This is a genomic window from Bacillus tuaregi (genome assembly GCF_900104575.1).
Lineage (GTDB): Bacteria > Bacillota > Bacilli > Bacillales > Cytobacillaceae > Bacillus_BD > Bacillus_BD tuaregi.
Genome location: NZ_LT629731.1, coordinates 1,628,671 through 1,644,325, shown reverse-complemented (window position 1 = coordinate 1,644,325; position 15,655 = coordinate 1,628,671). Strand labels below are relative to the sequence as shown.

Annotated in this window: 13 protein-coding genes and 1 other RNA gene; 7 read left to right on the top strand and 7 right to left on the bottom strand. The window is 38.7% G+C overall.

What is annotated here, in order from left to right; translation table 11 throughout:
* Positions 1–62: 62 nt before the first annotated feature.
* Positions 63–1,124 (top strand): aromatic acid exporter family protein, encoded by a 1,062-nt coding sequence (locus tag BQ5321_RS10130; RefSeq protein ID WP_071394376.1) that lies wholly within the window; start codon positions 63–65, stop codon positions 1,122–1,124.
* Positions 1,125–1,197: 73 nt separating this feature from the next.
* On the opposite strand, the gene BQ5321_RS10125 is transcribed toward BQ5321_RS10130, so the two are convergent.
* On the bottom strand, positions 1,198–2,712 hold the full coding sequence (locus tag BQ5321_RS10125) for a catalase (RefSeq protein WP_071394375.1): 1,515 nt from the start codon (positions 2,710–2,712) through the stop codon (positions 1,198–1,200).
* A 284-nt stretch (positions 2,713–2,996) separates the two neighbouring features.
* Here BQ5321_RS10125 and BQ5321_RS10120 point away from each other — a divergent pair, with 284 nt between their 5' ends.
* The 4 genes from BQ5321_RS10120 (at position 2,997) to BQ5321_RS10105 (ending at position 5,420) form a co-directional block, all read left to right on the top strand.
* Complete coding sequence (locus BQ5321_RS10120) at positions 2,997–3,344, top strand: PadR family transcriptional regulator (protein ID WP_071394374.1); 348 nt, start codon at positions 2,997–2,999, stop codon at positions 3,342–3,344.
* Positions 3,331–4,329: an HAAS signaling domain-containing protein gene (locus BQ5321_RS10115; RefSeq protein WP_071394373.1), complete on the top strand. Its 999-nt coding sequence runs from the start codon at positions 3,331–3,333 to the stop codon at positions 4,327–4,329. The genes BQ5321_RS10120 and BQ5321_RS10115 overlap by 14 nt, the downstream gene beginning before the upstream one ends.
* 153 nt (positions 4,330–4,482) lie before the next feature.
* Positions 4,483–4,959 carry a glutathione peroxidase gene (locus tag BQ5321_RS10110; protein ID WP_071394372.1) on the top strand — a complete coding sequence of 159 codons (477 nt, stop codon included), beginning with the start codon at positions 4,483–4,485 and terminating at the stop codon, positions 4,957–4,959.
* Between the two features lie 20 nt (positions 4,960–4,979).
* The gene (locus BQ5321_RS10105) at positions 4,980–5,420 is read left to right on the top strand and encodes a MarR family winged helix-turn-helix transcriptional regulator (protein WP_071394371.1); all 441 of its coding nucleotides are present in this window, start codon (positions 4,980–4,982) and stop codon (positions 5,418–5,420) included.
* A 79-nt stretch (positions 5,421–5,499) separates the two neighbouring features.
* Here the strand turns inward: BQ5321_RS10105 and BQ5321_RS10100 are convergent, their stop codons facing one another.
* A complete protein-coding gene (locus BQ5321_RS10100) occupies positions 5,500–6,870 on the bottom strand; it encodes a polysaccharide deacetylase family protein (RefSeq protein ID WP_139187782.1) in 1,371 nt (456 codons plus the stop codon).
* A 417-nt stretch (positions 6,871–7,287) separates the two neighbouring features.
* Between BQ5321_RS10100 and BQ5321_RS10095 the strand changes: the two genes are divergently transcribed.
* Positions 7,288–7,872 (top strand): hypothetical protein, encoded by a 585-nt coding sequence (locus BQ5321_RS10095; RefSeq protein WP_071394369.1) that lies wholly within the window; start codon positions 7,288–7,290, stop codon positions 7,870–7,872.
* 82 nt (positions 7,873–7,954) lie between these two features.
* Here BQ5321_RS10095 and BQ5321_RS24810 read toward each other — a convergent pair whose 3' ends face one another.
* The 4 genes from BQ5321_RS24810 to ssrA form a co-directional block, all read right to left on the bottom strand.
* Entirely contained in the window at positions 7,955–8,485 is a 531-nt protein-coding gene (locus BQ5321_RS24810) for a CueP family metal-binding protein (RefSeq protein WP_187143733.1), read from the bottom strand.
* A 272-nt stretch (positions 8,486–8,757) separates the two neighbouring features.
* Complete coding sequence (locus BQ5321_RS10080; protein ID WP_071394367.1) at positions 8,758–10,737, bottom strand: flavocytochrome c; 1,980 nt, start codon at positions 10,735–10,737, stop codon at positions 8,758–8,760.
* 285 nt (positions 10,738–11,022) lie between these two features.
* On the bottom strand, positions 11,023–12,672 hold the full coding sequence (gene abc-f, locus BQ5321_RS10075; protein WP_315970116.1) for a ribosomal protection-like ABC-F family protein: 1,650 nt from the start codon (positions 12,670–12,672) through the stop codon (positions 11,023–11,025).
* 303 nt (positions 12,673–12,975) lie between these two features.
* Positions 12,976–13,338: a transfer-messenger RNA gene (gene ssrA, locus BQ5321_RS10070) on the bottom strand.
* 283 nt (positions 13,339–13,621) lie between these two features.
* Between ssrA and BQ5321_RS10065 the strand changes: the two genes are divergently transcribed.
* Positions 13,622–14,701 carry a PQQ-dependent sugar dehydrogenase gene (locus tag BQ5321_RS10065; RefSeq protein WP_234978385.1) on the top strand — a complete coding sequence of 360 codons (1,080 nt, stop codon included), beginning with the start codon at positions 13,622–13,624 and terminating at the stop codon, positions 14,699–14,701.
* 78 nt (positions 14,702–14,779) lie between these two features.
* Here BQ5321_RS10065 and BQ5321_RS10060 read toward each other — a convergent pair whose 3' ends face one another.
* Positions 14,780–15,541, bottom strand: a complete 762-nt coding sequence (locus tag BQ5321_RS10060; protein ID WP_071394366.1) for a SagB/ThcOx family dehydrogenase — start codon at positions 15,539–15,541, stop codon at positions 14,780–14,782.
* Positions 15,542–15,655: the final 114 nt, after the last annotated feature.

The window sequence follows — 15,655 nt, the reverse complement described above, 5'->3', positions numbered from 1 at the left end:
AATAAGTCCGAAAAGAACGTTTTACAAAAAAAGATTCTTTAATCAAAATAGGTGAATGTTCTATGAAACTTCCAAGAAGCTATAAATTTATAGGTGGCAGAATTACCAAAACAGGGATAGCTGTTTTGGTTACGGCACTTATCTGTCATGTATTGGATTGGCCTGCTATGTTTGCGGTTATCACAGCCATCGTGACTATTGAGCCGACTGCAGCTGATTCAATCAAAAAAGCTTTTATCCGTTTCCCTGCCTCTGCCATTGGGGCTGGATTTGCAGTCATTTTTACCTTTTTATTTGGTGACAGTCCGGTGTCCTACACCTTGGTATCCCTATTAACCATCATTGCCTGCCATAAATTAAGGCTTTATGATGGTATGCTAGTGGCCACCTTAACAGGTGTCGCGATGATTACAACCGTACACGATGATTACTTGACATCCTTTCTCATCAGGTTAGGTACAACCAGTACTGGGCTGATTGTCTCATCTTTAGTGAATGTATTTTTAATTCCACCCAATTATTCAAAATCGATTACAGAGGGAATCCATGGTCTTTTTAAAAATGCGGGAGATGTATTAGATAAAAAAGCAGCAGAGCTTTATGAAGTCCCAGAAAACGAAAAGGATCTACAGCAGCTATTTGAAAAGCTTCATCGTGACATAGAGAAAATTAAGCGCTATTGTCAATATCATAAAGCAGAAATGAAGTTTCACCGGTCAAATCGAAACGAAATCCGTGATTTCCTCTATGACACAAAAAAATTAAAAATCCTACAGCAAATCGAGCATCATTTAGGTAATCTTATCGAGCTGCCATTTCAGCCTGTCAAAATCGACCATCAAAAATTGGACCTGTTAAAATCTGTTTTCCAATCTCTCTCGCGAATCTTTAACGAAAAGAATGATCGGTTTATAGAGGAGGATGAACAGCTCATTATTAGGCTATCTGAATGGCTTTCAGAGCAGTGGGCGTTAAAGCATGATGCTGACTACTATATTGAAAACCACCACCATATCTCATCCGAAACAGCCATTCTTTATGAACTGATTTCCATCTATGACTTGGCTGAAGAGCTTAATCAGCTACATGATTTGGAGGTTCGTCACAAACAGCTGCTTCGTTAGACAAAATACGTATATCCACAAAATAAAACAACGCCCACCCTATATCATTAGGAATGAGCGTTGTTTTTCGTTATTAGTTTTCCTTAGCTGCCTCTATCTCGTCTAGCGATATACCAAGTGCCTTAGCAACCCCTTTACCATATTCCGGATTTGCTTTATAGCAGTTATTTATATGCCGTAATTGAACCTCTTTCGTTGTCCCCTGCATATTTCGTCCAGTATTTTCGAATAATCTTTGTTTTTCATCAGCTGACATTAGATTGAATAATTTCCCAGGCTGTTCAAAATAATTATCGTCATCGTCACGAAAATCATAAAAATCCATACCTCCTGTCAAGTCAAGTGCTGGTTCTTGATGCTCCTTTGAGTCCTTCCATTCACCATAGCTGTTCGGTGAATAGGATACTTTTCCTTCGGATGGATTGTGAATTCTCATCGCCCCATCGCGATGATATGGATGGAAGTTCTTCGCATTCTTCGGATAGTTAACAGGAATTTGCCAATGGTTCACACCTAAACGATAGCGCTGTGCATCACCATAGGAGAATAGACGGCCCTGGAGCATTCGATCTGGTGAAAATCCAATCCCGGGTACATGGTTCGTCGGTGCAAAGGCTGCCTGCTCAACCTCGGCAAAATAGTTTTCCGGATTACGATTAAGCTCTATTTCTCCTACTTCAATAAGTGGAAAATCCTTTTTATACCAAACCTTTGTTAAATCAAATGGATTGTATGGGTGCTTGCTAGCTTGTTCCTCTGTCATCACTTGGATGTACATTTTCCATTTAGGGTAATCACCACGTTCAATCGCTTCGAATAGATCTCTTTGATGGCTTTCACGATCTTTACCAATTAACTCTCCTGCTTCTTGATCGGATAAGTTTTTAATTCCCTGTTGAGTAATGAAGTGAAATTTCACCCATACTCTTTCATTCGCAGAATTAATCATGCTGTATGTATGACTGCCAAACATATGCATGTTTCGGTAGCTTGCCGGAATCCCACGGTCACTCATCGTAATGGTTACCTGATGAAGTGCTTCAGGTAATGAAGACCAGAAATCCCAGTTAGCCTGTGGGTTATGCATATTGGTTCTCGGATCGCGCTTTACCACATGGTTCAAATCTGGGAATCTCTTAGGATCTCTAAAGAAAAAGACTGGCGTGTTATTCCCCACAAGGTCCCAGTTTCCTTCTTCAGTATAGAACTTCATTGCTGTTCCGCGAATATCACGCTCAGCATCTGCTGCCCCTCTCTCACCAGCTACAGTCGAGAAACGGATAAACATATCGGTTTTCTTACCAACCTCTGAAAATATCGCTGCTTTTGTATATCTAGTAATATCATTCGTTACAGTGAAAGTACCGTATGCACCAGAGCCTTTCGCATGCATTCGGCGCTCAGGGATGACTTCACGATCAAAATGTGCCAATTTTTCTAGAAACCATACATCTTCCATGACTAATGGGCCGCGTTTACCTGCTGTTTTGATATCATCATCATTTGTAACAGGAGCACCAAAAGCTGTTGTTATTTTTTTCATCTGCTCTTTCGCATCGTTTTTGCTTTGATTGTTCTTTTCAGTCATGATAGGAGCCTCCTTAATATCAAAATTACAACACAATAACATTCTCATTTGATTTATCTAAATGATAGTTAGATATGTTTATATTTTCCGCTTTTCATCTTCTATTTATAAACTATTTAATACGATATTATGCTGTCGTTGTTATAATTAGAAGCTTGTATATATTATTGAAAGTATTCCTGATATTATTTTATTTTAATTGTTATTGTAACCATATTAGTGTATGATACATAGTATAAAGCATATAGTGTATGTCACATAGTAATGAAAAATGAGGTGGGTGAATGAGTACTTTACTTAATTCATTATTAACGGAGCTTCGGAGAGGAACGTTGACATTAGCGGTTCTCAGTCAATTACGTACACCACAGTATGGCTATTCCCTTGTTCAGCTATTAGAGCAATCTGGAATTGCCATTGACCAAAGCACCCTATATCCCCTCTTGCGCAGATTAGAAAAGCAAGAGCTCGTAACAAGCAGCTGGGATACGTCCGAAAGCAGACCGCGAAAGTATTATGTCTTAAGTGATTTTGGGAGAGAGATTTTTTTACAGCTAAAAAAGGAATGGATTAAGAGTTCTAAGGAGCTGTATGGATTATTACAAGGGGAGGATGACGATGAATCTAATTGAGATTTATATTCAAGAGGTCACTCGAAGACTGCCGGAAAAAAATCGTGAGGATATCGGACTTGAGCTAAAGTCAACGATTGAGGATATGCTACCAGATGAATACTCAGAACAAGATGTCAGAGCTGTACTTGAAAAATTAGGAAGTCCTGTTTTGTTAGCCAGCCGCTATCGGGATCGTCCTATGCATCTGATAGGACCGCGATATTTTGATTTATATGTATCGTTATTGAAAATGATTTTACCAATTGCCGGGACTGTTGCCTTGATTTCCATGATTGCTGCTTATTTTGTCGGTTATAATGGCGAGGAAGCCGTTATGAACGTGATTATCACGATTTTTTCTAAAGGTATTTGGACACTAATTGAGGTCGGTATGCAAGTCTTTTTCTGGTTAACCTTAACCTTTGCCATCATAGAACGAGCTGATAAAAGCAATGATCATCTTCCGTTGACCAAAAATTATAAACCGTGGACACCTGACGATTTGAAAGACATCCCTTATATTCCAAAGAAAAGAGAGATTACAAAGTTTGAAGTATTTGGTGGTTTTTTCTGGACAGCAATATGGGCAAGTATTTATTTCTATGCTGACCATTTAGTGGGAGTTTATGAAGGCGGTGGAGGAAGGCTAGATTTTATCATGCCCGCTTTAAACCAAGAGGTACTGCTCTCATACTGGCCAGCTGTTTTAGTTGTGATTGTGATTGAGATTGCTCTATACCTCTACAAATATATAAAGGGTCAGTGGATACAAAAAATGGCCGTATTAAACACAATCCACGAGGTGATTGCGACTGGCTTATTCATATTTATTCTCAGTAATTCGGACCTATTAGAAAAGGATTTTGTTTCCTATTGCGCCAATCTGTTTTCAATCGTACCAGAGCAATTCTCAGCATGGCTAGTTGGCGGTAGCATCCTAATGTTTATAGTCTTTTCTATTATTACGATATATGACGGGTTTCGTAAGGCTCGCATCCGATAAAGTTTAACAAGTATCTTTTGAATGAAAGCGAACAGTTCAATCTGACTGTTCGCTTTTCCTATTTAACTTGCTAAACCATTTTATATCGTGTAAGATTTAATCGTAAACGATTTAAAATCTCAAGTATTAGAATTTTTCCCAGGAGTGATTATTATGAACTCAGTCTACGATTTCACAGTCAAAATGCCTAATGGTAAGGAAAAATCATTAAAGGACTTTGAAGGAAAACCACTTATTATTGTAAACACAGCTAGCAAATGTGGATTAACCCCGCAATTTGAAGGGCTTCAAGAGATGTATGATAAATATCAAGAACAGGGATTAGAGATATTAGGTTTTCCTTGTGACCAATTTAATAACCAGGAATTCGATAATATTGAAGAAACCACTCAATTTTGCCAATTGAATTATGGCGTAACCTTCCCGATGTTCGCGAAAATTGATGTAAACGGTCAAAATGAGGATCTCCTATTTACCTTTTTAAAGGAACAGAAAAAAGGGTTACTTTCAAAGAAGATTAAATGGAATTTCACCAAATTTCTTATTGATTCTAATGGACAAGTAGTGGAACGCTATGCACCAACAACAGAACCGAATAAAATTGAAGAGGATTTAACCAAAATACTCTAATAGCAAATAAGGTGATAGCTGTGGAACATTTTTTAACATTAGAAAACCAGCTTTGTTTTGCGGTATACGAAACCTCTAGTGAGTTTAATAAACTGTATACAAGCATTTTACAGCCATTCGGTCTGACTTATCCTCAATACCTTGTTCTCTTGGCATTATGGGAAAAGGACGGCGTTACGTTAAAAGAACTAGGGGAAAAATTGAACCTTGGGACCGGTACGTTAACTCCTATGATTAATCGGATGGCCGATAATGGCTGGCTTAGAAAAGAACGCTCCAAAACGGATGAGAGAAAAGTGCATCTATATTTACAACTGAAAGCCGTACAAGAACAGCAGAAAATAACGCAAAAGGTGAAAAATATCATTCTGTCCTGTCATATTGATCTCCAAGAATATGAACAGCTTATGCAGCAATTAAAACAGCTTCAGAAAAAATTAAGAACGCGCAAAGAAAGCTAAGAGAGAAGCAAGGTTATCTTACTTCTCTCTTAGCTTTCCACACAAAAAAGGACAAGGTTATCCCTCCCCTGCCCTGTGGTTAATAGGCAACTCCATAATATGGACCGTTGCCATTGATTTCCTGTAACGAAAGCAATTCTGTAACAGTGACAAATTGGTAGCCTTCCTTTTTGAGTTCGGTCATTAAAAGTGGTAAAGCGTCTGCTGTGGATGAATGAATATCATGCAAAAGGACAATCGAACCAGGAGAAATAGTATCCTTCACCAATTGGTTAACCCCCTCTGGATTTCGATTTTTCCAATCAAGTGAATCCACGGACCATAAGACTATCGGGGAGTTATGCTCGAAAGCTACTTTTTCGACGATCGGATTGTATACTCCATATGGAGGACGAAAATAGGCAGGAGAAAGTCCGATAACCTCTTCGATTATTTGGCTGGCTCCGACTATTTCTTGCTTAATTTGTTCTTCATTTAGCTTCGATAGGTTTGGATGGCTCCCTGTATGGTTCCCAATTTCATGTCCTTCTGCTGCTACTTGCTTAGCAAGCTCTGGATAATATTGAACCCGGCTACCAAGCATGAAAAAGGTGGCCTTTGCCCCGTGCTGCTTTAATGTTTCAAGAATCCGCGGTGTCACTTGAGGACTTGGTCCATCATCAAAGGTGAGCGCAATGTACTTTTCTGCTGGGTCAAGGTTTCTGACAGTTGATTCTGGCGGAATAAGCTGTTGTAGGTCTTTCGTGTAATCAGTAAAATACTCAGTCAGTTTTTCTAAAGGGATTTCCAAATGATTTTGACCATCCTGATCGTCTAAAAATAATGTAAGGACGTTTTGGTTAATTTTCCAATTTAATTGGTCAGGGTTCTTTATTGAACTTTCCAGCCATTCACTTAGTCTGCTTTCATGATCATTGACGGAATGTTCATTGAAAATTGAACTAAAGCCCTCTATATTGCTCTCATTCAACTCTAAAATGTCTTTTAAGGCTAATATCTTATGATTATTAAGGTCTAGATTAAATATTTTAAAGACATCCCGACCCTGTATTTCCTTGTTACTGACTGAAAAGGTAAGACTATGTATTTCATCTGTTACAGTTTCAATTTCAGCTGTAATTAGTAATTGAGCAGGCTGTTGTTCATGTGGATTTTGCTTAGCTCCCTCAACTAAAGCGAGAAAATTCTCGGTTTCCTTCTCAATCCACCTTTGCAGATTCTGATTAACCTGCTCACTTTTTGTTAATATTGTACTAATCTCATATTCGTATGTACTGGTTTTTCTAGTCGTTATTTTACGCTGGAAATCTGGAAAATTCGCTATAGCTTCCCATTTTTCTGTCGAAACATCAGGCGATTGTTCAACTTTTTCCTGCGCGGTGCCTGCATAGGTTACCATTAAAAATAAAACCAAGACAGTTCCAATTATCCAACCTATTCGTTTTATCAATAATTTTCATGTCCTTTCAATTGGTTATGAAAAATAACAGATTGTGTTTTCCCTTTATGATAGAACCAATTACTTTCAGGATAACCGCATAATAATATCATTATATTAAGATGCTACAAATTCATTCTTTGAATCTCTTATTTTTTAAAAATATGTATCAAAAGTTTTTTCATTTATTCTATTCCGAGTAATTACTGACTACAGACTCTTTCCCCATTCATGACTGCTCACTTATTAACAATTTTAATCAAAATTCTACAACAAGAATATAGAACAAGAGTCCTATCTATCTATTATTGAATACTATTGCTTCAGTAGCGTTTCCCTTTCTTCTATGCGACAATATAAAATGTAAGTATATTTGATTGGTAACCCTTTTGTGATTCATTTCGTCTAAGTTTATGAGGTGATGAATAAATGTTAAAAAAATGGCTATTATTTGGCGGTTTTTTAGTCTTATTTGTATTGGTTAGTGGTTGCGGTACAGCAGATGGTATGAGTAGTGATGAGCTTAGCGCAGAATTGGCTAAATATGATGTGGTCAATTCAAAGTCAGAGGTCCAGAATGGAGATTTTATCTACCGGCTTGTATCTGAACAAAAGGAGTACCCGAACGGTCAATCTGTGATATTATTTGCAGAATTGGAATATGTTGGAGACCAGGCAGAAATCACGATTCAGCATGCTGCCTCACCCTTTTATTTTCCGATGGTGGAAAAAATACGCGGATTTGATATTTCTTACCCTATGCCTGAGCCTCTCATTTCCACCACATTAAAGAAAGGCGAACCGCTTCGAATCCAATATACAGGCAGTGGTGCTTATAGCGAAGAAGATGAGATGGAATTTGTTAAGTTTATGAAGGACTTTATGGAAAATGGTTTCCCAACAGGATATTATGTCGTAAATGGGTATGCAGACTTTTTAGTGCCTAAGGAAGATCCGAACCAAGCTCCTGAAAAGGTTCTATTAGAAGCTCAAGTAGATTTTAAAGTAAAATAATGAATGGACATGGAAAGTAAAAAACAGCCCGGTTCACATGAACTAAGCTGTTTTTTATTATTTTCAACCGAAGTAGTGATCCTTACTTTAACTGCATATCTGTAATACAGGTATTGTCACCCTCAAAAGTGGAGATTGCAGATTCAACTGATTGATCCCCCTGCTTTATGGTTACACGGTATATGTCATCCCGTGGCAGCCACAGGTCAACAAAACCGTTTGCTTGCGTTTTCACTGTTTCATCCATAATCACTTTGCCTTCTTGATTTTCAATATATAAGGCAAATTCCTGCTCTACCATTTCCCCTTGACAACCTGTCAAGTTATGAGCTTGTCATGGATGTGTCTCATTGACATAAGGAGCGATTGAGACAAAAAATTCTTCTTCAGAAATATCGTAGATTTCCTGGCTATTATCACTGTTCGTGACAATTAGTTCATGTGAAGTAATAGAAGCAGCTTGATCCTTCCTATTCCCTAAAGAATAATCGTTGACCAGTTCCTTTATGTTTACATTCTCTTGATCTGTTACTTGTGCTTCATCATTGGATCCGCAGGCAGCTAAAACGGCCAATATCAATACGAATACTGTCATTAAAAAAAATCTTTTCATGTTTTCACCACACATTCTCCCGTATAATTTCTCCCATTCTCTATGAACCTTACATATTTCTATGTAATTCTTCATAAATCATAAGCTTATTTTATAATAAAATAGTATTTTTACAAACTAAATCTTTGTGAATGTTCTGTTAACACATCAAATTAGTGTAGTATTATTATACAACCTAATGCATTGGAATAAAAGGTTTTATAGCATCAAAAGCCTCTATTCACATTGAACAAAAAAGACAGCCATATAGCATGACTGTCTTTTTGATTCTTTTATTTTTCTGCGGCTGCACTTTGTCCTGCGATTTTACCATAGGTTAAAATGTCGGCAATCGCGTTGCCTCCTAATCTATTACCTGCATGGATTCCTCCTGTTACTTCACCAGCAGCATAAAGACCAGGGATTGGCTGGTTCTCCGCATTTAATACTCGAGCAGATGTGTCAATCGCTAATCCACCCATTGTATGGTGTACCGATGGGGATCTTGGTGTTGCATAGAATGGACCTGTTTCAAGCTTAGGTCCAAAGTTTGCTTTACCAAAATCAGGATCGTTTTTGTTCTCAATATATCCATTATATTTCGCTATTTCGTTCACTAAAGCATCCTTTTCCATCCCAAGCTGAAGAGCTAAATCTTCTAATGTATCCGCTTTATAGATGCTCTTGTTTTTAATTAAGGTTTCGATGTCGTCTCCCCATCCGTTTTTCCCTTCAGGAGATATACCGGCCGTGTTTGCATCACAAATGATATAGAATAGCTGGTCTTCCTGCTCTAATGCTGCACTAGCTAATACATCACGCTCGGCATATTCGTTAACAAATCGTTTACCATCACTGTTTACAAATACCTGTGTTTCAGCACTGCCCCATACTCCGCCAGATAATGCACCAGATTCTGGATGGGAGCTAGGCATTAACTGAATGAAGCCCATACCGACTAGCTGAGCACCAACCTTTTCACCCATGACAATACCGTCACCTGTTGCATCAGGAGTATTGGTGGTTTTCATTGTAAGTGGCATCTCAGGCCAGTACGTATTATATTCCTGTCTCATTTCAGGATTTGCACCAAAACCGCCTGTTGCTACTACAACCCCTTTATTAGCCATTAAGGTAACAGGAGTTCCATCTGTTTTAGATCCTTTTACTCCGACAACTTTACCGTCCTTCATAATTAACTCTTCAGCCTTTGTTTCAAGCATGATCTCTGTACCCAATTCAACCGCTTTTGCTTCAAAAGGCTGGATATAAGCTACTCCGGTTGGAACATTATGTGTTCTTGGCCAAAGGGCACCGAGAACAGTATTAATGTTAGGAGAATATTTAACTCCAACTTCTTCAGACCACTTAATAGTAGCTAAAGTATTATTGGTTAGAGTAGTTGCTAAATCATAGTCACTTGTTATTTCATTACCATTTAAATCAGTTCTTTTACCCCCAATATAAGTATGGATGGCATGCAATTCAGGTGAGTCGAAAAGAACTGTTGTATTACCTGACTCTAAATACTCTTTAATTTGTGTTTTTAATACCTCAAACGTTGGAGCAAAGTCTCCATATTCACTAGGCTCATCATCCAAATATCCTTTTAGCTCGTTAAGAAGGGCATCATTCATTTCAACTGATTTTTGACGATCTGGATCATAGGAGTTAAACGCTCCACCGGCTCTAATAGTATTTCCGCCAAGCGCAACACCCTTTTCAATCAAAATAACACTTGCTCCATCCTCTGCAGCTGAAGTTGCAGCAGCAAGACCAGCACCGCCGCCACCAATTACGACTATATCAGCTGTTTTTTCAATCGGTTCGCCTGCCTTTTTCTCAGAGCTTTTTTCTTTCAAGGCAGTAACGTCCCCGCCAGCTTGTTTTACACAATCTTCAACAGCGGTAAGGAGTGCATTACTAGAGTTCGTTGCACCAGAAACAGTATCTACTTTAAGAGTCTGTCCGTTCATAATTTCATCCATTATCTTGTCAAAAGCAGGACCAGAAATATCAGGGGTTTCTTGATTATCTCCGATTTCAATTTTTGTAATTTCCTTTTCACTGAAGGTAACGGTAACAGGGACATCACCAAAGTTCCCTTTTTGTGTAGAAGAATATGTACCCGGTTCAAATGTTATTTCAGAAGTGGTGCTCGTATCCTTTGACCCAGAATTTTCTGTGTCCTTTTGACCGCAGCCTGCTGCAAATACTAGTATGAATAAGACAAGAATCATACTAATTAACGTTCTAAGCTGTTTTTTACTCATAGCATAGAAACTCCTCTCAATTAATGATATTTTTAAAGAGCTTTCATTCCATTACTGCTTCTTCTATAAAATCACCACTCTTATAAAATATTTTGTGAAATATTTAACACACCCTAATATTACCATGGAAATCAATTAATATAATTCATATTATTTAAAACAAATTGAACGTTATTCGTCATTTCCTTGAAGTTTTTTTGCTGAAGTAAGGGATACATCACAATTTCAATGATTGTTCAATAAAAGGCCCTTATCTCCTGATTTCTATAGAGATAAGGGCCTTTTTTATTGCAGATCCTTTATTATTTTTGTGAGCTCATTAAATTTTCGATCAAGCTCGTAATATTCTTTATCCTTTGGTGTCATAAAGCTGAGTTTTCCAAGTACCTCCTGTCGCTCTGTTTCAAGCTTTAAGAGTAATTCTTCCTCGTCATCTGTTTTAGTTGAGTCTATTTTTAATTGTTTGCTTATGCTTCTATCTGATATGGTTAACCGAATATTTGTCGTTTTTTCAAGAAAATAACGGTCATGTGAAACGACCAGAAGGGTCCCATTATAATCAGTTAATGTTTGTTCAAGCTGCTCGCGAGACGGCAGGTCGAGGTGATTGGTCGGTTCATCTAGTATAAGTACGTCTTTTTCTTCAAGAATATAGACCATCAGCTTGCACTTTACCCGCTCACCCATGCTCATATTCCCTATTGGCTCAGACCATTGCTCTGCTGAAAACCCTAAATGCTTCATTAGATTTTGCACCTTTCCTCTTTCAGCAAAGGTTTCTTTATAGAAAAGCTCTGCAGGTGTCCTTTCAAGCGGTAAATCAAAGACCTCCTGTGTTAAATAGCCAATTTCAGCGGCAGGGGATATCCATACCTCGCCTTCTGCACTTTCTTGCCCCATGATGATTTTCAGAAGCGTGGTTTTTCCGCTCCCATTTGGACCTATAAGAGCGACTTTCTCACCATACTGTATCGTAAAATGGACATTTTTAAATAAGGAAACTCCAGCAAAACTCTTGCTTAAATCTTTCACCTCCAAGAACCGCTTTCCCATTTTATGATGTGCCTTCAGAGAGAATTGCACATGATAATCAGGCTCCACTCGTTCAATCTTTGCCTTCTCCAGTTCCTTTTCAAGGCGTTTTCGTTTCGATTTCACCTGCGAATCCAAGCGTTTCGCTTTTACGCGATGATATTCTTTAAACCCTTCCTGTTTGGTCGATTGGGAATGGGCCTTATTTGACCAGGATGTGAGCTCCTGCATCTGTGCTTCAATCTTTTCGACCATTCTTTGCTGCTTTTCATATTCACGCTGCTGTGTCAAACGTTTCTGCTCGCGTGCCTTCATATAGCTGGAATAGTTCCCTTTATGCTCAATTAAGCTTTTATTTTCGATTGACCAGATTTTGGTTGCTACTTCATCTAAAAATGAACGATCATGCGAGACAAAGATAATTGTCCCAGTATAGCTTTTCATTAAATTTAGCAGTTTTTCCGTGCTTGACTGATCAAGATGATTTGTTGGTTCATCTAACAATAGAAGCTGCGCACCCTCGGCAAATCCCTTTGATAGTCGTGCCTTCAGTTTTTCTCCACCGCTCAGCTGAGAGAAATCATGTGTCGGGACATCCAGTTTCTCCAATAAAGCTGCCTCCAATGGTGTCACTTCGTCAAAGGAATAAGTCTCTGTCTCTTGTTCAACAGTGACGACACTTACGTTTTCCTGTTGCCACTGTATTTGCCCGCTAGTTGGTATAAGGAGCTTATTTAGGAGCTGCAGTAACGTTGACTTCCCTGCACCATTTTTCCCAATTACTCCAATGATATCCCCTTGATGGACCGTTGCATTTAGGTCTTTAAAAAGACATTGAGCCTTTATTTCATAACTCAGATTGTGAATTTTAAGCAGTACTTTCATCAAATCATTCCCTTTCATTGCAGGGAGAATCAAAAAATCCTCCCAATTATTTGGAAGGATTAGTCGCATACAAATAAGCTATCAACGCATAATAGCTTATGTCTAAAATATCAATAAATGGGCAGACTAATCCTATTTCATTTCATTTGAAATATGCAATTTCAAACTGTAAAAAATAAGATTAGTTCTTCATCGTCCACCCATCACCTCTTTAACATTAATAACTACATTTTAACATAGCTTTTATTGAAATGAAACAAGGCATTATACATAACACCTAATAGATCTTTCAATCCAATAGAAAAAAACTGCTTTTATGTATGGTGGAGACGGTGGGAGTCGAACCCACGTCCAAAGATATCGTTACTTAAGCTTCTACGAGTGTAGTCGATATATTTACTGTTTCGCCGCTCCATATGCCTATCGACGGGCGTCCGGGCTAGCTAGTCTGATTATTCTCTTCCTTCATCCTCGAGACGGCGGAATCCGGCGTAGCCCACTAAAGTTGAGTCCCTTACCCAACCACATGGGCGATGGAGGGAGGAACCGCTAAGCGCTTATTAGGCAGCTAAAGCGAAATTGTTTTGTTGTTTGCCAGTTATAGGCTTTGACGTTTTAACGAGGCCGATCCCCTCGACTCGCAACCTAAGCTCGAACTACCCCTGTCGAATCCGTAGCGTCCCCATTATGAGGTAATCGATGATAACTTCACGTTCTAATCGATTCGCGCAAGTTCTTCACGCTGACGTTCGGAATGCTCAATGGTCGAGCAAAGATTTCATATCAGCTCCTGCCGACATCTATTATCTTAACATAAATGATGTTGAATTCAATTGTAAGTTTCTGGAATACATTTAAGCTGGATTGAATGAATAGAATTTATGCAGGAATTTATTTTTATAGATAGAAAACATATATCAACTAATGATCCCGCTTGAAATCTAATAACAATGGAGTTGATCATGAATTGAAACATGCCTTGGCTATCGTACTGTCCTTGTTTACTATTATTGTTTTCACTGGATGTTCAAAAAGCAATGAACGAGAAAGAATGAAAGAAGAAGCCGCCATCTCACCTCAAACTGAATTTGAAATAATTGCAGATCACCTTGAAATTCCTTGGTCAATTAACAAACTTGGAGAAGCCTTTTACCTAACAGAGCGAACAGGATCAATTGTAACGGTTGAAGGTAACAAAAAGCTAAGACAAAAGGTAGAACTTAAGAAGAAGCTATCAACCGCTGCTGAAGCCGGCTTATTAGGCTTTGTCTTGGCTCCCGATTTTACTGAATCCCATCTAGCTTATGCCTATTATACGTATGAAAATAGTTCAGGCCAATTTAACCGGATTGTAACCCTTCAATTAAAGAACAACAGCTGGAAGGAAGAAAACCTACTAATCGATAAGATTCCAAGCGGACCTGTTCATCATGGAGGACGGCTAAAAATAGGCCCTGACGGCAAGCTCTATGCAACAGCAGGTGATGCGGCTGAGCCTTCCATTGCACAAGATACTAAAGCATTGGGCGGGAAAATTTTACGACTTAATCTTGATGGCTCAGTTCCAAAGGATAATCCCTTTCCGAATTCCTATGTATACAGCTATGGACATCGAAACCCACAGGGGATGACATGGTCCACTGACGGAACCCTGTATGCAAGTGAGCATGGAAACTCAGCAAATGATGAAATCAACAGGATTGAAGCCGGTAAGAATTATGGATGGCCGCTCATCGAGGGTTTTGAGGAAAAACAAGGGATGGTTACACCAATCTTTACTTCAGGAGATAGCAGGACTTGGGCACCTTCTGGGATGGATTATTTTGAGGATAAGCTGTACACAGCCGCTTTAAGAGGTGCCGCTGTGCTTGAATTTAACATACAAACTGGCCAGATACAAGAAGTGGTTACCGGACTCGGACGGATTAGGGATGTGCTGATTGATGGAAATTCTCTTTATTTCGTCAGCAATAACACAGATGGACGCGGCGACCCAGATGAACATGATGATAAGCTCTTTCGAATTTCTCTCAAGGAAAAGAATTAAGCATTGTATACTTCTATTGCTTTCATTAACAAAACGGACTTACCACAACCGGTAAGTCCGTTTCCTATTATAGTAGAACTAATTTTTCTTTTTTCCAACCGCTGCGAGATATAGAACAAATTCCTCTTCACCGTCTAATTGTAATATTTCATCTATCAGCTTTTGGTCATAGATTCCAATTGCACAAGCCCCTGCTCCTAGTGATTCACTGGCTAAATATAGATTTTGACATACATGGCCAATGTCGATCAGGATTTTTTTATGTGCTGAAATATCGTACTTCCATTCGGAGCGATAAGGAGTTGTACTCCAGGCAAATACCACAGCTGCTTTTTTAGCAAAATTAGGTACAAAAGGCTGTTCTAACGTAATATCATCAATTCTCTGATCCATTTCACGTAATTCGAACATAAATAACAGCTTATGCTCGATAGGAAGGTAACGATAAACTCCCTCTTGCAGGCCTTCCACCCTCGTGATGAATAAATAGGTTTCGAAGGAATGGGTTGCACCGCTGCATGGAACCGTTCGAAGCGTAAGTCCCGCTTTATTCGTGCAGGTTATGCCCTGTGTTGCCCATAGTAAGTAGGACAGCTCCGCTAGGCTCAATGAATCTTGGCTGTAGAATCTTGTACTTCTCCTATCCTTCATACACTTATAAATATTCGAATTGGTTACCACTTCTTCGCTCACCTGTGGCAGGTCAATCATTGTTGCATCCATATGATATGGCTTAACAATAGGTGGCTTCGGTACACCCTTCATCTTGTCTGTTTTTATTTTTTTGAATTCTAGAAAGTTTGATTTTAAAAAGTTACGTTCTTTCTCATATCTGCCCATCTGTGTTCCCCCCGTGATGTCTTTTCTTCCTATATAATAGCTTTTCTATAGAAATTTACTGTGTCCTTTATCACGGACAAGGATCTCTCTAGCTATCCTAATAAGCTTAAATAA